Here is a 22,167-nt window from a genome sequence, read left to right on the forward strand (position 1 = left end):
AATAATTAGTTGATTTAGCAAATGAGATTGCTTCGTTCCTCGCAAGGACTAAACTTTGTGTAAAAAGAATATTGTCTATCAATCTTTGTCAAAGTTTTGAACTTTGACAAAGATTCAAACTATCAATTCGTGCTAATTAGTGTAATTCGTGTTTACCCTTCCAAATTCTCCAAATCCTCTTTCTTAGCCTTCTTCTTTTCAAAAGTCAAAACTAAGGCCGGTAAAACCAATAGATTTGCAAACATTGCAAACGCCAAAGTACAAGAAATTAATCCTCCAAGCGCAATTGTTCCGCTAAAGCTTGAAAGCGTGAAAGTAGCAAATCCTAAAATTAAAACTACCGAAGTATAAAAAGTACTAATTCCAGTTTCTCTCAAAGCGCTGAAAACAGATCTTTTGACTTTTCCGTTGCTTTGAATCAAATCGTGTTTGTACTTCGCCATAAACTGAATCGCATTATCAACCGAGATTCCAAACGCAATACTGAATACTAAAATTGTCGAAGGTTTCAACGGAATTCCAAAATAACCCATCAATCCGGACGTAATACAAAGCGGTAAAATATTCGTAATTACCGATGCCATTACCATTTTGAACGATCTGAATAAATAAAGCATCAAAATGGCAATTACCAAAATGGCAAAAATCAACGATTCTATTAAGTTGTCAACCAAATATGATGTCCCTTTCTGGAAAACCAATGCTTTTCCGGTAATGGTAACTTCGTAACGATCTTTTGGAAAAATTTCAGCAATTTTTGAATGCAGTTTTTTCTCCACTTTCGCCATTTCATCCGTACCAATATCTCTCATAAAAGTGGTGATTCGGGCATATTGTCCAGTCGAATCAACGTAACTTTTCATTAAATTGTCTTTGCTGTTTTTTGTTGCATTTTTAGCATACGACAAAATAAAAGCCTGTTCTTGCGAAGTTGGTAATTGGTAATATTCCGGATTTCCGTTATAAAAAGCCTGTTTCGAATATTTGACCAAATTCACAATAGAAACCGGTTTTGACAATTCAGGAAGACTTGCAATTGTATTTTGCAATTCATCCATTTTGCGCATCGTCGACAATTTCATAACACCTTTTTTATGTTTGGTGTCAATCATAATTTCGAGAGGCATTACACCGTTAAACTCTTTTTCGTAGAATAAAATATCTTTAAAGAAAGAAGCACTTTTTGGCATTTCGCCAATTAAACTTCCTGAAACTTTCATTTGAGAAACTCCAATAACACTAAAAACCAATAACAAACCATAAATCGTATAAATTACTTTTCGCTTGTTTTTTACCACATTTTCGACAAAATCCAATAAAGTCGAAATATAGGTTTTAGTCAAATGGTATAAATGTTTTTCTCCAGGAACATCCATAAAACTGTATACAATTGGCACAATTAAAAGCGTCAATAAATAAACCGAAATCACATTTATCGAAGTCACTAAACCAAACTCAAAAAGCAGGTCGTTTCCTGTAATCATGAATGTTGCAAAACCAATCGCCGTTGTTAAATTCGTCATTAAAGTCGAAACTCCAATTTTAGAAATAATACGTTGCAAAGCCTTTGCCTGATTGTTGTGCAGTTTAATTTCCTGCTGGTATTTATTGATCAGGAAAATACAATTCGTAATCCCAATTACGATAATCAATGGCGGAATAATAGCCGTTAAAATCGTGATTTTATAATGAAATAATCCGAGTGTTCCAAAAGACCAGATTACACCAACAATTAAAATACAAATCGAAATAAATGTCGCTCTGAAAGAACGAAAAAAGAAAAAGAAAATCAATGAAACCGTAAATAAAGCCGCGCCAATAAAGAGCCCGATTTCACCTTTCATATTATCAGCATTGATTGTTCTGATGTATGGCATTCCCGAAACTTTCAAATCGATTCCGGTAGTTTTTTCGAATTTATCGATTTTTGGAACCAGATTTTCAAGGATAAAAGTTTTTCTTTCAGCTGTATTTACAAGCTCTTTATTGATATAAATTGCTGAACGAATACTTCCGCTTTCTTTATTGAAAAGCAAACCTTCGTAAAAAGGTAAATTATGAAATAAATCGTATTGTATCTTTTTTAAATACTCAGGATCCGTCGCTTTACTTTGATTGATAAACGGCTCGAGAACAAATTTTTCGTTAACGGTATCTTTTTCTAATTTTTTCAAATCATTTAAAGACACAACCAAATCTACTTCTTTAGAATTCTTTAAACCTGTCATTAATTCATTCCAGGCAGCATAATTTTTAGGCGTGAAAAATTTCGGATCCTGAAACCCAATTACTACTAAATTTCCTTCTTCACCAAATTTACTTAGGAACTTTTGATAATCTTTATTTGCAGTATGATTTTTAGGAAGCAAATTTGCTTCAGTATAAGTCATAGCAAGGTTTTTCCATTGATAACCAAGGAAAATTGTCAAGGCCGAAACCCCAACGAGTATCGCAATTCTATTTTTAAGTATGATTCTGGCCAGTTTTTCCCAAAATCCAACTTGTACAGCGTTTTTCATAAATTCTTTAAAATGGATGCAAATGTAGTGAAAAGTGCTCGAAATCATAAATAATCAGTTCGTTTTTACTGTTTGTTAACATAATTGATATTGTGATTTTTAGGAAAAATTAGATGATTTGTACAATCCTACGTTAGCTTTTCTCATATTTGTACTTAATTTAAAAAAGGAATGGAAAATGAATTGGATTTTATTAATAATTGCAGGACTTTTTGAAGTTGGATTCGCTTCTTGTTTAGGCAAAGCCAAAGAAACAACAGGAATTCTATCAACTTACTGGATGATTGGTTTTTTTGTTTGTCTTTCGATAAGTATGCTTTTATTATACAAAGCCACTCAGGTTTTACCAATTGGAACCGCTTATGCCGTTTGGACAGGAATTGGCGCCGTTGGAACTGTTTTGGTTGGAATTTTAATTTTTAAAGAACCGGCAACTTTCTGGAGAATATTTTTTCTTTCGACTTTAATCGCTTCAATTATTGGGTTGAAGTTTGTTTCTAGTCATTAAAGAATGTTGGCCCGCGGATTTTACGGATAAAACGGATTTACACTGATTGGTTTATTTTAATTAAATAAAAAAAATGTTCTCGCAGATTTTGCAGATTAAGCAGATATTATAATTCGTGGAATTCTTGGCAAAAAAAATAGCACACGGATTTCGCTGATTAAGCGGATTTAAGCAGATAATTTTATTTATTGAAATAGTATAAAAAGAAAATCTGTAACAACCCGTTTAATCTGTAAAATCCGTGGGCAAAAAAACTTTTAACTTTACATAACAATGCAAGACAACACAATAACTTTTATATTTCTGGCAATTCTTTTATTGCTAATCGCTATTATCTGCTTTTTGTTTTATCAATTGATGCAATTCAAAAAAGCAAAAGATGATGCCGAAAAAAGTTTTTATGCGCTCGAAATGAAAGTTAACGATTTGCAGTTAGAAACTTTAGAATCAAAACTGAATCCGCATTTGTTTAAGAATATTCTAAACTCAATTCAATCGCATGCTTATCAAACGTATTTTGCATTGGATAAATTGGCGAATGTTTTGGACTATATTTTATACGAAAGCAAAAAGAAATTTGTCACAGCAAAAGAGGAAATTGATTTTGCTTTGAATCTTATCGAAATCAATAAAATCAAGATTAGTCCACTTTTTGAATTAAAGATCAAAACCAACATTAATAAAGACGATAAATTATACGAGCAACCTTTATTGGCGCCTTTAATTTCTATTGATTTAATCGAAAATGCCTTTAAACACGCTGATTTGCAAAGTGCCGATGCTTTTATTTCGGTGGTTTTTGAGTTTAGAGACAATAGCTTTTTTATGACAGTTTCGAATAAAATTTCGGATAAAAAAGTATTAAAAAAAGAACGAAGCGGTTTTGGTCACGCTACTTTAGAGCACAGATTACGCATCATATATAAGAATAATTTCAAACTCGATAAATTTGTCGAAAACGACATTTATATTGCTCATCTAAAAATAGATTTACTTGAATACAAAACTGAAATGCTTGCTTCTGGACGATGAGTTACCGGGATTAATGTACCTGAAAATGCTTTGCGAACAAATTCCGGAAGTCGAAATCGTAAAGACATTCAATAATCCAGAAAAACTCCTTGCAGAAATTCCCAATCTCGATTTTGATTTACTGATTTCAGATATCGAAATGCCGGGAATGGACGGTTTGCATCTGGCAGAAATGCTGAATAATAAATTGGTTATTTTTTGCACTGCTTATAAAGAATACGCCGCCGATGCCTTTAATATCGACGCAGTAGATTACATCACAAAACCGGTAAAACTGGAACGTTTGCAAAAAGCAATCTCAAAAGCTTTTGAACGTTTTGACAAACCTGATTCGTCCAAAAAATTCATTCAGTTAAATACTGACAAAGGAAAAACCTTATTGTATTTTAATCAGATTCAGTATATCAAAACTGCTATTAGTGATAGTCGCGATAAAACAGTTCTCCTGACTGACGGAAGTTTTCTAAACCTGAAAAACGTCAAATTCGACACGCTTTTAAACGAATTACCTGACGCTGATTTTTGCCGAATAAACAAAAAAGAAATTGTCGCTGTAAAAGCAATTAAATTCTTCAATCATAACGAAATTGTTTTATATCATTTAGAAAAAAATGAAAAAAACAGTACTTTAATTTTAAGCGAAACCTATCGTTCTGATTTTTTAAAAAAGGTGAAACTTTAGAAATTTTAACACATAGAAACATAGATTTGATGCGCTGAAAAAAGGCGTTTCACTTATCTAAATACACAGAGTATGGTATGTAAAAGAAATGTGTTTATTTTTGCATTCTTTTTGAGAAGTAAAATCTATGTTTCTATGTGTTGAAAATGACTTTTAAATTATACTCAATATTTGTCAGGCTGAGCGAAATCGAAGCCCTTTTTTTCACAATTAGCTTTCGACTTCCCTCAGGAAAACAATCATTTTCATAACTTATTACAAAGTTTTTCGGACTTGTTACATACATTGAAAATTAGGTTTAAAATTCCTTTTTCACTTAATTCTCAGTTCTGATATTTGCAGCATTAAAATCTAAAAAACGAGTTATGAATAACATAAAAAACTCCTTATTTTACATTACAGTTATTGGCGGTTTTACAGCTCTCATATATTGGGTAATTTCAAAAGGTGCCGCTCTGGAAGTAGGACGCGGAATCGTACATAAACAAATAGCAAGTAATCACTGGAATGATTTTCTTCATTCTATGGTCGAAAACCTGCAACATCCTTTAGCAATTTTATTGGCTCAGATCGTTACTATTATTTTGGTTGCACGTTTATTCGGGTGGTTTTTTAGAAAAATAGGACAACCGTCTGTAATTGGCGAAATGATTGCCGGAATCGTTCTTGGACCATCATTGGTCGGGATGTATTTTCCGGAATTCTCACACGCTTTATTTCCAAAAGAATCTTTAGGAAACCTACAGTTTTTAAGTCAGATTGGTTTAATTCTTTTCATGTTCGTGATTGGAATGGAACTAGATTTGAAAGTATTAAAAAACAAAGCACACGATGCTGTGGTAATTAGTCACGCCAGTATTGTAATTCCGTTTGCGTTGGGATTAACTCTGGCTTATTTTATCTATCATACTTTTGCTCCCGTTGGCGTTGAGTTTGCTTCTTTTGGATTATTTATGGGAATCGCAATGAGTATTACTGCTTTTCCGGTTCTCGCGAGAATTGTACAGGAACGCGGCATGCAAAAAACAAAATTAGGAACCATTGCCATAACTTGTGCTGCTGCCGATGATATTACAGCTTGGTGTATTCTTGCCGTTGTAATTGCTATTGTAAAAGCAGGTTCATTTACAAGTGCTTTATATGTAATAGGTTTGGCTATTTTATATGTAATTGTAATGCTAAAAATAGTTCGCCCTTTCTTAAAACGTGTTGGAGATTTAAATTCAACTCGCGAAAGTTTGAACAAACCGGTTGTGGCGATCTTTTTCATCACACTTTTATTTTCTGCTTACGCTTCTGAATTAATCGGAATTCATGCTTTATTTGGTGCTTTCTTAGCCGGAGCAATTATGCCGGAAAACAACAAATTCAGAAATATTTTTATCGAAAAAGTTGAAGACGTTGCAATCATCGTTTTATTGCCTTTATTCTTTGTATTTACAGGTTTACGTACACAAATAGGTTTATTGAATGATCCTTATTTATGGAAAGTAACCGGAGTAATTATTGCCGTTGCCGTAGTTGGAAAATTCTTTGGAAGTGCTTTTGCCGCAAAATTTGTCGGACAAAGCTGGAAAGACAGTTTAGCCATTGGAGCTTTAATGAATACCAGAGGTTTAATGGAATTGGTAGTTCTAAATATTGGTTATGATTTAGGAGTTTTATCTACAGAAATTTTTACCATGATGGTTATTATGGCTTTGGTAACTACTTTTATGACCGGTCCCGCGCTTGATTTTATCGGATTTATTTTTAAAGATAAAATGACTGCAGTTCCTCATGAAATTGGAAACAAAAGCAAATACAAAATCCTGCTTTCTTTTGCAACGCCTGAAAAAGGAAAGAAACTACTTTTGATCGCAAATAGTTTAGTCAAAAAACAAGGAGACAATTCGATTGTAACTGCGATGCATCTTTCTCTAAGTACCGAAATACATTCGTTTGACGTTAAAGATCACGAGCGAAAAATGCTGGTTCCGGTTATTGAAGAATCAGAACGATTGAATCAAAATATGTTAAGCGTTTTTAAAGTAACCAATGATATTGACACTGATATTATTGACACGGCAAATCAAGGCGAATACGATTTATTGTTAGTTGGTTTAGGTCAGTCTATTTTTGACGGAACTTTACTGGGAAAAATCCTTGGTTTCACAACCCGAATCGTAAATCCGGATCGTTTAATTGATAAGTTTACAGGAAAAGAAGGTTTGTTCGAAAACTCTCCTTTTGACGAAAGAACGCGTCATATAATTGCAAAAAGCAAAATGCCTGTCGGAATTTTTATTGATAAAGATCTGGAAGAAGTAAATCAGGTTTTCATGCCAATTTTCAGTAAAGAAGATGCTTTTTTAATAGAATATGCTAAAAAGTTAATCAATAATAATGGTTCGCAAATTACAGTTCTTGACGCAAGCGGCGAAGTAAAAAGTACTCGCGATATTCAGGAAACAATTCGCTCGATAGAACAAATTGCGCCAAATCATATTATGATTATGCACGACAGAACTCTAAAAAAGGAATTTTTAGAAAGTCAAAACTTGATGATTATAAGTCTTGAAAGCTGGAAAAAACTAATAGAATCTCAAAGTACATGGTTAAACAACACGCCATCCGTTTTGATCTTGAAACCATAAACGGAAAATAAATTCCAATATTTTAAATCCCAAATTCTAAATCTGTTTTGATTGGAATTTGGGATTTTTGATTTTTAATATTGATTTACTTTGCGCTTCCAACGGATTAAAATCCGTTGCTACAAAATAGATCATTCCTTCGGAATTTTTATTCAGAGAGTTCCAAAGGAACAAAACATATTGTAGGGATGGATTTTAATCCATCCAACGCAATCATAATCACAATCCATAAAACCTCAGCACCTTAGCACCTTAGTATCTTAGAACCTTTAAAAAAAAACTACTTCAACAAATATCCCAATCGAATCGATCCGAAAAAATAACCTGCGCTTGTATTTGTAATTTCGTTAGGTTCTACTTCTCTGCCTCGGTAAATAAAGGAATAGGATAAATTCCAATTGTTATGGCGGTATTTTAGTCCAAATTCGGCATTGAAACGCCAATGCGTTATATCAAATGTTAACGGACTTGTATTGTTGAACATGCTTCCCTGAATCGTTGCGTCGTAAAATTGGTAATTAACACTTGGAATAGCATAAAAATAAAACTCCCGAATATTATATTGCGGTTCTGAACTTACAGAAGCATCGTACATATTTGAATCGTAAATTGGCAATAATCTCTTAAAACCAATTCGGGCTAGAAATCCTGCGGAAACTCCCGTAAAAATAGTTCCCAAATTACCTTCTGACTGAAAATGAAGATCTACAAAATCATTGTGTTTATTTGGAAACAATTTCTTTGAATATAAAGCGTGCGCCTGAGCGCCAAAAGCATTATGAAGTTGATTTTCCCAACCATAAACTGTTTTGTAACCTATAAGATGATGGAAACTTTCTTGCGTTTGTCTTCCAAAAGCATTTGGCCCCATAAAACCCAATTGAAAATCAGTTTTTAAAACCGACTCACTTTTATAAAAAAAACTTCGTCCGGCTTCGGCAAAAAGATAAGCGGTAAACGGACGATCATTTTCACCTACGGCTTCTGCATTAATAAATCTTGGATTATAGATATATTGCCCAATGCGAAACTCGGTTATCTTTTTATTGATTTTTTCGTTATTATTCTCCGACAGAAAACGGTAGAAAAGCTCTAAACCGTTGGTATAATACATATCATTTTTTGATGATGTGTATAAATCATTATCGGTAATAAGACCAATTTCTTTTGTTTTTGCCTGTCCAAAAATCAAAGTCGATGACAATATCAGAAATGCAAAAAGGACTTTTTTATTTCGCATTATAATTTATTTTTCCAACAGCACGCATTTCACGAACGATTCTTTCTTTACGTCTGTTGATATAACTTGAAGATCCTGTTGCTTTAAACTTTCTCGGATTTGGTAATATTGCAGCAATTCCGGCAGCTTGCATTGGCGTTAAGCTCGAAGCATCTCTACGATACCAATGTTCTGTTGCAGCGTATGCGCCGTAAACGCCATCGCCCATTTCGATACTATTCAGATAAACTTCCATGATGCGTTCTTTACCCCAGATAATTTCGATCAAAACAGTAAAATAAGCTTCCAAACCTTTTCGCAAATAACTTTTTCCCTGCCATAAAAAAACATTTTTGGCGGTTTGTTGCGAGATCGTACTTCCGCCTCGAATTCGGCGTCCGCGTTCGTTGCTTTTATATGCTTTTTGCAATGCTTTAAAATCGAATCCGTTGTGGGTTAAAAAAGTTCCGTCTTCACTTGCAATCACGGCTTTCTGAAGATTCATCGAAATCTTTTCGATTGGTTCCCAGTCGTGATCAAAATAAACTTCCTTTCCATCCAATTTATTTTCGATGGCACGAATGATCATTAAAGGCGTAAACGGGACCGGAACATATTTAAAAAATACGACGGACGCAATCGAAAGTCCAAAAAACCACAAACAAGCTTTTATTAAAAACCATTTCACTTTTTCACCAAAAGAACGATTCGTCTTATTCGTCTTCTTTGAAACTGGTTTTGGTTTACTTGCTGTTGTTGCTTTTTTTGGTGCTGGTTTTTTGGTTGCCATTATATTAAATCTGCTAATTCTATTTTCTAAAAGTAGTCTTAACAATTCAGTTATACTACTATTTTTTTATCACTTTAAAAGTTTCTTTTTTATCATCTTGTTTTAAAACGACCAAATAAACTCCTGTCGAATAATTTTTAAGATCGACTGTTATTTTTGCATCTGAATATTTACTTTCAAAAAGCAATTGTCCGTTTAGATTATAAACTTCTAAATTCGAAATTATCGAATTACTTTCTATATTTAAAATATTTTCGATTGGATTTGGATAATATTTAAAATCTGTAATCTTATTCTCCACAACTGACAAGCTTTCTACTGTTTTTGCAAAGCTCAAATTGTCTAATAATGCTGTGTCTTCATAAGCCGTTTTCCCGATATGCTGGAACGAAATTCTAATTTCTGAACCAACATAAGGGGTTAAATCAAACATATATTTCTGAAATTTATCTTCTTTCTTTGTTACCGGTTTAATGATATCTCCCAACACGTTTCCATTTACAATAACTCTAAACATAGACTCATTATTATGATCAGCAAATCTTTGTTTCAATTCAAAACTCATAAATAAAGTAGTGGCATTTTTAGCATCAACTTTAGTGTTTATTTTCGAAATATTACTTTGATTCAATTCCCAAATCGAAGTTGAATTTTCATTCATTTTTGCAGAATTTGAAGCACTTGGAGCCGTCAACCACGCATTTCCTGTTGAAGCCTTACTCATTACAACCACTTTATTCGCAGCCGATTGATCATCAAAACCTATTTCGGAACTTGCATCAAACGTATCTTCAAGAATAATATCATCTGTTATTCCTTTTTCAAAATCATAAACTGTCGAATTTTTATTTCCGTCAACGGATACTTTATATCCTTCTTTTAATTCAAAATTATCAGCCAATAAATTTGGTGAACCTGAATTTGAGAAATCCATTAAAAAACTATAATCTCCAGAAACGATCGGTGTAAAATAAGACACTAACTCACTATAATGATATTCTGTAAGTCTGCCAGTTCCTCCCAATCTGGTTTCCATATTATAGGCATTTTGTCCTCTTCCTACAGATAATCCAATTCCTTGTGTTCTGTATTCGTAACTATTTCTGCCTTGTACACTAAATTTATAAGTTGTTCCCGCTTCCAAGTGAAACATCGGAGCCATAAAATCAGTCCAAAATTCTCCTTTTACATAGAGATAACTATGATCGTCAAAACCATCTCGCAAATAATCCGGACTATAATTGCTGTATGTTTCTTCTTGAGCTTTATTTTCGAGAGTTAAATTCCCATGTAATAATTTGAAACAATCCGGAAGTACATTATTTCCGTAAGCACTTAAATTGCTAAATTTCTCGATCCAAGGTAAAGTTTTAACACTGCAAGTTGTTTCAATTTTCTTTGGCCCAACCACTATTGAATTTCCGGAATCACATTTCGTTTTTAGATAAAACTGATAAGAAATTCCAGCCTGTAAATTCGAAACTTTTATTTCGTTTGCGGTTGTATTTAAAATAGTTCCCGTTCCCGGCGTAAATCCTGTTACGCCATATTCTATTTCAACTTTTTCTGCAACTGCATTTTTTGAAGTCCAATTTATCTGAACTGAACTATTATTGATATTTGAAAAAACAACATCTATTGGTTCATAACAAGACAAAGTTTGATTATAATTAAAATCATCAATCAAGACTCTGTTGGTTCCACTCCATTGATCATCATTCTGTTTAAACATAAATGCAATCTGTTTATTTGAACCTCTGTATTCAGAAAAATCAATATTTACTTCTTTTCCATACTTTGGTAAATTTCTTAATTCTTCTAATAAAATAGTTTGATAAGGCTCGAATGTCGAAGCATCCAGCGGATTTTTTATAGTTCCAATTACCAAATCTCCCGCTTTTACATTATTACTGTTTAATTGTGCATTAAGCCAAAATTTAATTTTCTTGTCTTTATCGAAATCTTCCAAATATGGCGAAACTAAAAGTGCATCAGCAGGATTATTTTGCAGATAAAAAACATTTGGAGCACTATTAATATTGGTTAAATAATATTCTAAAAGTTGCGTATCCATATAGCTGTTTTTAGTCCAGCAAAAACCAGGAATTTCGTTACGAATCTGATATTGATCGAAGTTTTCTACAAAAGGAGCTTTTTCGGTACAGCCAATTTTAAAAGTATAACGGCTTGACCAATCACTTGCAATCGCAGCTTCGCAATAAGATCTTACTCGGCAATCGTAAATTCCCTGCGCTAAACCAGTCAAATTTGCCGGGTTTGTTTTTACATTTACAATTGTTCCAGATCCATCGACAAATCCTTTTGGTCCGTATTCAATATCCCAACTTTCAGATGGTTTTTTGGTGTTATTATCTCTCCAATCTAAAGTTGCAGTATCAATTCCCGATTGTCTTGCGCCTAATAATCCCGGTTTTGTACATTCGTTTTGATTGTATTCGAAATCATCAATATAAAAATCAGTCAGTCGAACATTTACTTTACTTTGTTTGAAAGCAATAAACTTATCTGTTCCGTAATAATCAGAAAACTCTATTTCGTATTTTATGTTTTTCTCCAGATTTTCAACCGGAATAGTAATTACTCGATAAGGCGTAAAAGTATTGTAGTCTTCCGGATCTGACATTGTACCAACGATCAACTCTGCTGTAGCTTGTGAACTTTGTTGTCTTGTTGCCATCCAAAAACTGATTTTTTTGTAATGGTCAAAATCTTTTAATCTCGGCGAAACAAGAACTATTTTATCTGAATTACCTTCTGTTTTTGGTTCCCCGGGAAAAAGTACATCAGGTGCATTCAACAAAGCAATAGATCTCAAACCACTATGCACTAAATAATTTGGCTTCGATTGTTTTACCGAAGCTATAAAATCATTCTTGGTATAATAACTTTCCACTGTAAAATTAGGCACAATTCTAGTCCAACATCCTATTTTTTCGAAAGCTAAAGTTTCAAAATCCTCTTTGTATCCAACCGTCATTCCCTCGCATTTGGTTCTGAAATAACCTCTATCTGACCATCCGCTGTAATCATTTCCACATTTATTGCGCACATAAAAATCATACTCGACGTCGTCTAAAACATTTTCGGTAATTTTAAAAGGAAATGAAGTTGCCGTTACAACAGTTCCACTTCCGTGTGCAAAACCTTTTGGTCCGTATTCAACTTGCCATTCTGTTGCAGGTTTGTAATTATCCCACGTTACAGTTGCAAAATCATAACCATAATTAAGTGTTCTTGGATTAAGCGGCTCTAAACAAGATGGCGTTTTTTCATATACAAAATCATCAATGCTAAATACTGATCCCGCTTCATTATTATCTCTTATAGCGATATAATGATGATTGTTACTTTTTTGATAATTGTCTAAATAAACCGTATGTTCTTTCCAAGCCGATGATTTATTTAAGTTCGCCAATTCATTCATTTCTGATGGCAAAATTGTTTTCAGAGGAATAAACGTACTTGCATCTTTAGGATCTGACATTGTACCAATAGTTATCGAAGCTGTATTGTATTTGTAACTATCACTGTAGGATATAAGACTAAATTTTATTCTTTTATCAGCATCCAGATCCGCAATATATGGCGTGATTAAATAGGCTTTATCAATATTTAATTTCCCTACAAAAGTTGACATTAAAACTGTTGCGGTACCAGTTTTGGCTGCAGGTTTTTTGGGCCAGTCCGGATCTTGCAAACTGCTTTGAACTAAAAGATTGTTTGAAATTACGCTCCAACAAGGATCAATATAATTTGTTCCTTCAAAAGATGTACTGTAATTATCCGAAATAACGGTACAAGGTGTTTTGAAAGTAATCGTTTTTGTCCAATTCGAAAATAAATCGTCGATACAATTCGCTCGTACTTTTACCTCATATTCCGTATTTCCAACCAAATTGGTTAACGTAAAAGGACTGCTTTGGATATTAATAATTTCAGTTGTATGCTTAAGAACATTGGTTAAACTTACCTGAAAATTATTCTGATTAGGAGCATCAAAACTTATTTGAGCTGTCTTTTGCTCCACATTGGTTACCGAAAAATTAGTCTGATCAAAACAATCTGAGGCTTTTTCGTAACTAAAATCATCTATGTAAACCTCATTATTTCCACTGTAATTTTTTCTCTTAAAGAAGAAGACCACATATTGATCTGTGCCTTTATAATTATTAAAATAAATGGTCTGTTGCTGCCAGCCACTACCTGTTTTTACTTCGACCGGATTAAGTAAATGAAAAGTATTATAATCATTAGGATCTGTCATTGTACCAACCAATAACTCTGTATCTGAAGCATATCCATAGGTCCAGAATTTTATTTTTCTGTCTGTTGCCAAATCATTAAACTTAGGAGAAATAAAAGCAATGTGAGAGTTCGTCTGATAATTATAATTTGACATAAACGCACATGAACCCGCTGCACCACTTGAACTATGATTTTCATTTGTAGCAAGACCTACATATGCAGAACTTGTAGAATTGCCATAGATCAAACCTCGCCATTCCAGATTTGTTTCCTTTTGATTATCGAAATTAGTGGTATATCCCACCGAAAAAACTTTATCGCTTGTAGCAAATATCGTTTTTGGCTGCGACCAATCTGTCCAGATAAGGGCATTATTTACCAAACGATTTTCTCTAACTCTAAAATCATAACCTTTTAAAGGATCGAGTTTAAAATTGTAATATGGCCAGCCAGAAACCGTTATGGTTTTACCTTGACCAGTTTTAAATCCTATTGGGCCATATTCAAATTGCCATTCATAAGTTGCTGTAAAATTATAATCCTTATAATCGACCGTAACTTCGCCAATTAGTGATACTGTAACCTCAAAATTTGCATCAAAAGCATTGGTTTCCGGTTTGTTATTTGCTCGTAAAAAAAATAAGTTAAAAAAAGAAAAAAGAACAATTAATGTAGTTTTTTGCATGTTTTGGATTGGTTTTGGTTTAATTATTTTGGTTCTGTTACTTTATATTTTATACTAAATCTGCTAATTCTGTTCCTATTAAACTTCCAATTGCTACGCCCATTCCGCCAAGACGAACTCCGCAAAACACGTTTTGTGACAATTGTGTAACAACAGGATTTTTACTATTTCCTACTCCCATAATTCCGCTCCAGCGATGCGCAATCCTGAAATCCTGATTGGGTAAAATTATATTCTTAAGTAAGTCTTCGAGTTTATTTTGGATGATTTCGGTCTGGCCGAATTCAGTTGTATTTTCAGTTTCAAAGTCCAGATTTCTTCCGCCTCCAAGCAAGATTCTGTCATCTATATTTCTGAAATAATAATATCCTTTATCTAAATGAAAAGTCCCTTTTATGTCTAAACCCGGAATTGGTTCTGTAATTAAAACTTGCGCTCTTGCAGGCTGAACGGCGCCTTTTGTCAAAGTATTTGCAAAACCATTTGTAGCAAAAAGCATTTTATTTGATTTAAAACTGAAATCATTCAAAACTATTTCGACCTGATTGCCTAAATCAGAATATGCTGTAACTATTTGTTGATTGAGAATTAAAATATTATCCGAAACGGCTTGTCGCAACAATTCCTGCATCATATTTCCGGTATCGATTTGGGCTTCAAACGGATTAAAAACTAAGTAATCCTGAATATCTCCAAACCCGAATCTATCTGTTTCTTTGGTAAAAACATCGGCTTTGAAAAGTGGCTTTAGAATTTCGTTTATAAAAGGTAATTTCGAAATGCATTCGCTAAAACCAAGTTCGTCATCTTTCAAAAACAATTCATATCCGCCGTGAGGTTTAAAATCAATTGCAGAATCTCCTAATCTTTTTCGGAGTAATTGCAAACCTTTCCAACGTTTCTCGATAAGATTGATAACATCTTCTTCTGAATGTGTTTTTAAATCTTCCATAATTTCAGAAAGACTTCCAAAACAGGCAAAACCGGCATTTTTAGTGCTCGCGCCTTGTGGCAGCATTCCTTTTTCTAACACTAGAATTTTTGCAGTTGGGAATCTTTCGCGTAAGCGCAATGCTGCGTGCAATCCTACAATTCCGCTTCCAACGATTGTATAGTCAACATTGGTAAACCAGTTTTTAAGTTCCCAGTAACTTAATTCCATTTGTTAAATTTTTTATAAAAATAATATTTTTTTAACCATATTAGTATTATAAGTTAATTTAAATTTTCACGTATTTAACTCTCTGTCAAGCTTAATTAAATAGAAGTTTTTTTTAACCATATAAGTGATGTAAGATAATTTAAGCTTAACGTATTAAACTTTTTGTCACGCTCAACCAAATGAACTTTTTCTAAACCATATAAGTGATATAAGATAATTTAAGCTTTGCGCATTAAACTCTTTATCAGACTGAGCGAACTTAATTGTGATTCCCAATTAAATGAACTTAAATCACTTACATGGTTTAAATCTTTTAACATTTAGTTGCTGAAATATATTTGTACTTTTAGCTCCACGAATATTAGAATTTTATTATGAAAAAAGTATTATTTACAACCTTAATAATGATGAGTTTAAACGCCATTGGACAGAATGTAATGTCTCCTGAATTGTTATGGAAATTAGGAAGAGTGAGTACTCTTGGTCTTTCAAAAGATGCAAAAAATGTTGTTTTTAAAGTTTCTACTCCTTCTGTAGAAGAAAACAAATCGCATTCTAAATTTTATATTGTACCTGTAAATGGTGGAAACGCAACTGAAATTAAGGATACAAAAGAAATTTTGGCCGATAAAAACATTTCGCCTGACGGAAAATTTTTAGTGTATAATGAAGAGGTGAAAATCGACAAAGTTTTAGGTAAAGATTTTTATCCAAAGTTAGACAAATCAGAAGTTCAGATTTATGACGGTTTAGATTATCGTCATTGGGATACTTGGAACGAAGGTAAATTTAACCACGTTTTTTATAAAGAAAACAAAGATGGCGCAACTGGAATTGACATCTTAAAAGGTGAAAATTTCGATTCTCCGCAAAAACCTTTTGGTGGCGACGAAGATTATATCTGGTCTCCTGACGGAAAAAGTATCTTGTATGTTTGCAAGAAAAAAGCAGGAACACAATATGCGATTTCTACAAACACTGATATTTATGAGTACAATTTAGAGACTCAAAAAACAGTAAACAGAACCGAAGGTAATTTGGGTTACGACACTGCTCCGCAATTTTCTCCAACAGGAAACCTGACTTGGTTGCAAATGAAACGTGACGGTTATGAAGCGGATAAAAATGATATTATTGTTGAGTTTAAAGGTATCAAAACAAACTTAACGGCAAATTGGGACGGAACTGTAGATAATTTTATCTGGAGTAAAGATGGTAAAAATGTATTTTTTGTTGCTCCGGTTGATGGTACAAAACAACTTTTTACGGTAAACTTTCCAGGATTAACAAGAATTGCAATTCAGGTTCGTCAATTGACAAACGGAGATTTTGATGTTAATGATTTAGTTGGTTTTGCTGGCGACGATATTATCGTTACCAGAAATGACATGAATCATGCTCCGGAGATTTTTTCTTATAATTTGAAGAAAAACACCTGGAAACAATTGTCTAATGTAAACACCGAAACATACAAAACTATAGCGGTTAGCAAAACCGAAAAACGTTATGTTACAACTACTGACGGCAAAAAAATGTTGGTTTGGGTGATTTTACCTCCAAATTTTGATGCTTCAAAAAAATATCCAACTTTATTATTTTGCCAGGGCGGACCACAATCTGCGTTGACACAATCGTATTCTTTCCGTTGGAATTTTCAATTAATGGCTGCTAAAGGCTATGTTGTTGTTGCACCAAACCGTCGCGGAATGCCTGGACATGGTGTTGAATGGAACGAGCAAATTAGTAAAGATTGGGGCGGACAGGTTATGGACGATTACCTTTCTGCAATTGACGATGTGTCTAAAGAAAACTATGTTGACAAATCTCGTTTAGGTTGCGTTGGTGCAAGTTACGGAGGATATTCAGTGTTTTATTTAGCTGGAATTCATAAAAACCGTTTCAAAACTTTTATCGCTCACGATGGTGTTTTCAACACGGTAAGTATGTTGGGAACTACTGAAGAAGTTTTCTTTAACAACTGGGATTTTGGTGGCGCTTATTGGGAAAAAGACAATGCTGTGGCTCAAAAAGCGTATACTACTTTTAATCCTGCAACTTTAGTTCAAAACTGGAACAAACCTATTTTAATTGTTCAGGGTGGAAAAGATTTCCGTGTGCCAATTGGACAAGGACAAGAGGCTTTTCAGGCTGCTCAATTAAGAGGAATCAAGAGCCGTTTGGTTTATTTCCCTGATGAAAATCACTGGGTTTTAAAACCACAAAATGCTCAGGTTTGGCAAGGTGAATTTTTTAAATGGTTAGAAGAAACACTTTAACTAAACAAATTACAATAAAAAAAGCCGCGGATTTTATATAATCTGCGGCTTTTTTGTTTTTCAGAAGTTTGAATTATGTAAGACATTAGCATTAATTTATCTTTTTAAAACAGTTTTTTTTAAATAAATTGCAGTTGATTACATAATAAAAGAACTTCCAAATCCTACTAATACATTTATGGAGAGCAAAAAAAGTTACACAGCGTTAAAAGTCCTCTTCAGTTATGTTGCATTATTGGCTTTGGTTGTTACTGTGGGATGGTTTTTATATTCTGAAAATGTAGTTTATAATAAATTAGAAGATAAAATTGCATTCGAAAAAACCAAAATATTAAGAGTTAGTAAATTATTCTCTAATGTCTATAAAACAGAAAGTCTTGCCAGAAAAACAATTCAGACAAACTCTGAAGAAGATTTCAAAAGTTATCTCGTTGAAACTGATTCTTTAAGATCCCGAATCGATACTTTAAAACAAATTGTTACAACTCAATATCAAAAAACATTATTAGATAGTGTTACTTATTACTTGTCTGAAAAAACCAAAAACATTCAACAATTAAAAACGATAAAAAACAAAGCTGACGACGAAGTTTCTGTAAATACTGCAATTGATGAAATTACAAAAATGGAGTTTAAACTTCGGAAATTAGAACTTCAGGATTTCACTAAAAACCCAAACCAATTAGGAAGTTATCAAAAAAATGTACTTCAGAAATATGTTGATTATCTCAATCAAAATATTCCTGACGATAGTACAAACACATTAAGTAAACAAGCTTCGGATTCTATTTTGGCGAATTCGAAAAAGCTTTTGAGCTCTGTAAAATTGAGAGCCGAAAAGAAAAAGGAATCTCTGAATTTTCAGGAAAATAAATTATTAAAGAATGAAATTGCAATCTCTGAACAACTTCGAAAAGTTCTTCGAATTATCGAAAGAGAAATCATTATCAACTCGATAAAAAATAACTCCTTAAAAGAAAAATCTCTTAAAAAAGTCAACGAAATTGTAACGGCTTCGGCTATTATTGGTTTGGTATTGACTTTATTTTTCTCTATTTTAATTGTGAGCGATTACTCTAAATCGCAATTGTATAAAAAACAGCTTGAAATCGCCAATTTTAAAACTAAAAACCTGCTTAAAAGTCGCGAACAATTAATTTCAACAGTTAGTCATGATTTAAAAACGCCGTTGAGTACAATTGTAGGTTATTCGGAGCTTTTGGGCAATTCTGATGTCAATACGAAACAGTCTTATTTCATTAAAAACATCAAAAATTCTTCTGAATATATTACACAATTGGTTCAGGATTTACTGGATTTTTCTCAGATTGAAGCCGGAAAAATTTCGATAGAAAAAGTTCCATTTCTCTTGCCTGAAATTATCGATGAAGTTGCCAAAAGTATTCAGACAGTTTACAAACAAAAGAATATCGATCTTATTATTAATGTCGACGAAAAACTGAATTCAAGAATTGTTGGTGATCCATTTCGATTGAAACAAATTCTGAGCAATATTATTGGAAACGCTTATAAATTTACGGAAGAAGGTTTTATAAAAATCAGCGCTTATATTAGTGAAGAAAACTTTTTTACGATTACAATTGAAGACACGGGAATTGGAATTGAAAAATCGAATCAGAAATTAGTTTTTGAAGAATTTGCTCAGGCGAATGAAGGTATCGAAAAAAAATACGGAGGAACTGGTTTAGGCTTATCTATCTGTCAGAAGATAATCTCTATTTTAGGTGGAAATTTACAGCTTGAAAGTACTTTTGGAAAAGGAAGTACTTTTGAAATTCAACTTCCATTATTATTTGATACTAGTCAAAATTCTATTTCTGATGTTAAAAAAACAATTTCGGGAGATATTAAAAAACAAACTTTTATTGTTCTTGATGACGATATTAATCTTCTGAATTTAACTAGCGGTGTTTTAAGACAGGAAGGTCATAATGTTCTATCTTTTAATAGTGCGATTAAAGCTCTTGAAGCAATTAAAAGTACTTCTTTTGACTTTGTGATTACAGATATTCAAATGCCGGAAATGGATGGTTTTGCTTTTCTTGAAAAATTAAAAAATTCAGGAAATGCAACTTATAAAAATCAGCCTGTAATTGCGTTAACCGGAAGAACTGATTTAGATTTTTCGGTTTATTCTAACGCCGGATTTACAACCGTAATTAAGAAACCATATTCGCCTAAAGTATTATTGGAAACGATTGGTCATATTCTTAAAAATGACGAATTGCCTAATACTGAAATCATAGGAAATGACGAAAATACTTCGTCGCAATTGTATTCGTTAAAAACGCTGAATGAATTTCTGGGGAACGACAATGAAGCTTTGAAAGAAGTTATAAAGTCGTTTATAGAAAGTAGCGTCGAAAATCTAACTTTTCTGGAGAATGCAATTAATGAAGAAAACAGAGATGAAATCAAGTCAATTGCGCACAGAATCGCTCCAATGTTCAAACAAATTGAAGCACGAGAAATTGGTGATATTCTAAAAAAACTGGAGAAAAACGATTTTGAAATTTCCGAAATGAAAAGCGTTTTTAATGATTTACAAGAAAAAACCAATTCACTTTTTGAAGTCTTAAAACAAGAAGTTCTTTAATCGATATTATATTGCTTCAATTTATTGTAAAGTGTCTTTCTGGTAATCTTTAATAATTTTGCCGCTTCAGATTTATTATTCTTTGCTTTTGACAAGGCGTGAATAATTGCTTCTTTTTCGTTTTCGGATAATGAAAAATTACCGTTGCCATTTTGTTGCTTTTGAATCTGAAAAAATTCTACCGGTAAAACATCGCTTTCAATATAATCTCCCTGAGATAAAAGTGTCGCACGTTTAACGCAATTTTGTAATTCACGTAAATTTCCAGGCCAATTGTAATTTTGGAAAATCGTAACGACTTCCGGAGAGAATCCAATAATATCTTTATTCAATTGCTGATTGGCTTTTTCCAGAAAATAGTCTGCAAAAACCATCAAATCTTCGTCACGATCTTTTAATGATGGAGAAAGAATTGAAAATTCATTGATTCTATGATATAAATCTTCTCTAAAATCGCCGTTTTTTACTGCTTCGCGCAAATCTTCGTTTGTTGCAGTAATAATCCTTATATCGACGTTAATTTCTTTGTTGCTTCCAACTGGTTTTATTTTTCGCTCCTGAAGTGCTCTCAATAACTGAATTTGATTTTCGTACGAAAGGTTTCCTATTTCATCTAAAAATATAGTTCCTCCATTTGCTGCTTCAAAATAACCAATCTTATCACTTATTGCGCCTGTAAAAGATCCTTTTAAATGTCCGAAAAATTCACTTGCCGCCAATTCTTTCGGAATCGCTCCACAATCGACTGCAATAAAATTATTGTTTTTTCTGGTACTTTGCTGATGAATACTTTTGGCAATAATTTCTTTTCCTGTTCCGCTTTCGCCAATAATCAAAACCGACATATCCGTAGGACTTACCAAATGAATATGATCCAATAATTTTTTTGAAGCGACAGAAATTCCTTTTACAAATTCATTTTCTGCTGCAACCGGCTTTTTATTTGATTTCTTTTCTTTTACGGGAGTTTCTTCAACTTCAGAATTTTGCAATGCATTAGTAATAACGAGCAAAACCTCATCTGGATTAAATGGTTTCGAAATATAATCTGCAGCACCGTTTTTAATCGCTTTTACGGCTGTATTAACATCTGAATAACCTGTCATGAGAATAACAGGAATATGAGGGTGAGAAATTTTAAATTCGGACATAAGTCCAATACCATCAGAATCAGGCAAACGAAGATCTGTCAAAATCAAATCAAAGGATTCGTTTTTGATTGCTATTTTGGCTTCTGCAGCTGAGAAAGCTATAGTTACTTCGAATGCTTTTTTTACTAGAAATTTCTCTAATAATTTACAAAACGAAATATCATCTTCTATCAGTAATATCTTTGGCATTTGTTTTTAGGGACTTTTTTGCTAAAATAATACTAATAAAATTGTCTTTTCACAAAATTATGCAAAAAAAAAGAGATTGCTCGAAGCAATCTCTTTTTCACCAAAAACATAAATCTAATTTCACCTAATTATATCTTCAACCAGTTGCCATTGACATCTGAGTACACAGTAGCCTTTTGGTCACCAACCGATATTTCTAATTTGTATTCTTTCTTTTCGTTAACAAACGCTTTGTCCAGTTTTGCACCTGGATAAGCAGTTTGTAAAGCGGTTTTTACAGCAGCGGGTACAGCATCTGCACTAACTTCAGTATATTCGGCTTGAATAGAAATAGTCATTTTTGCTTGTTCAGGAGTTGTCGGTGTACTTGCGTAAATTGACAAACTTCCCAGAACGATCGCTGCTGATAAGATTAACTTTTTCATAGTGCTCTTT

General features: G+C 33.0%; 13 protein-coding genes. 6 read left to right on the plus strand and 7 right to left on the minus strand.

All coding sequences use genetic code 11. The features are described from left to right. Positions 1-152: 152 nt before the first annotated feature. Complete coding sequence (locus WN975_RS17305; RefSeq protein WP_337967588.1) at positions 153-2,519, minus strand: MMPL family transporter; 2,367 nt, start codon at positions 2,517-2,519, stop codon at positions 153-155. Positions 2,520-2,697: 178 nt separating this feature from the next. On the opposite strand from WN975_RS17305, the gene WN975_RS17310 reads away from it, so the two are divergent. From WN975_RS17310 to WN975_RS17325, 4 genes are all read left to right on the plus strand, one after another. Beyond that, a complete protein-coding gene (locus WN975_RS17310; RefSeq protein ID WP_121328650.1) occupies positions 2,698-3,027 on the plus strand; it encodes a multidrug efflux SMR transporter in 330 nt (109 codons plus the stop codon). 273 nt (positions 3,028-3,300) lie between these two features. After that, positions 3,301-4,059: a histidine kinase gene (locus WN975_RS17315; RefSeq protein ID WP_099709751.1), complete on the plus strand. Its 759-nt coding sequence runs from the start codon at positions 3,301-3,303 to the stop codon at positions 4,057-4,059. Continuing rightward, on the plus strand, positions 4,022-4,741 hold the full coding sequence (locus WN975_RS17320; protein ID WP_337967589.1) for a response regulator transcription factor: 720 nt from the start codon (positions 4,022-4,024) through the stop codon (positions 4,739-4,741). The genes WN975_RS17315 and WN975_RS17320 overlap by 38 nt, the downstream gene beginning before the upstream one ends. Before the next feature lie 365 nt (positions 4,742-5,106). Next, complete coding sequence (locus tag WN975_RS17325) at positions 5,107-7,377, plus strand: cation:proton antiporter (RefSeq protein WP_337967590.1); 2,271 nt, start codon at positions 5,107-5,109, stop codon at positions 7,375-7,377. Positions 7,378-7,657: 280 nt separating this feature from the next. Here the strand turns inward: WN975_RS17325 and WN975_RS17330 are convergent, their stop codons facing one another. The 4 genes from WN975_RS17330 to WN975_RS17345 are packed head-to-tail and all read right to left on the minus strand — an operon-like array spanning position 7,658 to position 15,499. Next, complete coding sequence (locus WN975_RS17330) at positions 7,658-8,617, minus strand: lipid A deacylase LpxR family protein (RefSeq protein WP_337967591.1); 960 nt, start codon at positions 8,615-8,617, stop codon at positions 7,658-7,660. Beyond that, positions 8,607-9,389: a monofunctional biosynthetic peptidoglycan transglycosylase gene (gene mtgA / locus WN975_RS17335; protein ID WP_337969002.1), complete on the minus strand. Its 783-nt coding sequence runs from the start codon at positions 9,387-9,389 to the stop codon at positions 8,607-8,609. The genes WN975_RS17330 and mtgA overlap by 11 nt, the downstream gene beginning before the upstream one ends. Before the next feature lie 55 nt (positions 9,390-9,444). Continuing rightward, positions 9,445-14,337, minus strand: a complete 4,893-nt coding sequence (locus tag WN975_RS17340; RefSeq protein ID WP_337967592.1) for a T9SS type A sorting domain-containing protein — start codon at positions 14,335-14,337, stop codon at positions 9,445-9,447. 49 nt (positions 14,338-14,386) lie between these two features. Next, positions 14,387-15,499 carry an FAD-dependent oxidoreductase gene (locus WN975_RS17345; protein WP_337967593.1) on the minus strand — a complete coding sequence of 371 codons (1,113 nt, stop codon included), beginning with the start codon at positions 15,497-15,499 and terminating at the stop codon, positions 14,387-14,389. A 374-nt stretch (positions 15,500-15,873) separates the two neighbouring features. Here WN975_RS17345 and WN975_RS17350 point away from each other — a divergent pair, with 374 nt between their 5' ends. Both WN975_RS17350 and WN975_RS17355 read left to right on the plus strand, forming a co-directional pair. Beyond that, on the plus strand, positions 15,874-17,775 hold the full coding sequence (locus tag WN975_RS17350; RefSeq protein WP_337967594.1) for a S9 family peptidase: 1,902 nt from the start codon (positions 15,874-15,876) through the stop codon (positions 17,773-17,775). Between the two features lie 178 nt (positions 17,776-17,953). Then, the gene (locus tag WN975_RS17355) at positions 17,954-20,392 is read left to right on the plus strand and encodes an ATP-binding protein (RefSeq protein ID WP_337967595.1); all 2,439 of its coding nucleotides are present in this window, start codon (positions 17,954-17,956) and stop codon (positions 20,390-20,392) included. Here the strand turns inward: WN975_RS17355 and WN975_RS17360 are convergent. Beyond that, the gene (locus WN975_RS17360; RefSeq protein WP_337967596.1) at positions 20,389-21,732 is read right to left on the minus strand and encodes a sigma-54 dependent transcriptional regulator; all 1,344 of its coding nucleotides are present in this window, start codon (positions 21,730-21,732) and stop codon (positions 20,389-20,391) included. The two genes, WN975_RS17355 and WN975_RS17360, sit on opposite strands and share 4 nt — an antisense overlap. Before the next feature lie 128 nt (positions 21,733-21,860). Beyond that, positions 21,861-22,157 carry a hypothetical protein gene (locus tag WN975_RS17365; RefSeq protein ID WP_099709760.1) on the minus strand — a complete coding sequence of 99 codons (297 nt, stop codon included), beginning with the start codon at positions 22,155-22,157 and terminating at the stop codon, positions 21,861-21,863. Positions 22,158-22,167: the final 10 nt, after the last annotated feature.

It is taken from the genome of uncultured Flavobacterium sp. (genome assembly GCF_951805225.1).
Taxonomy (GTDB): Bacteria; Bacteroidota; Bacteroidia; order Flavobacteriales; family Flavobacteriaceae; genus Flavobacterium.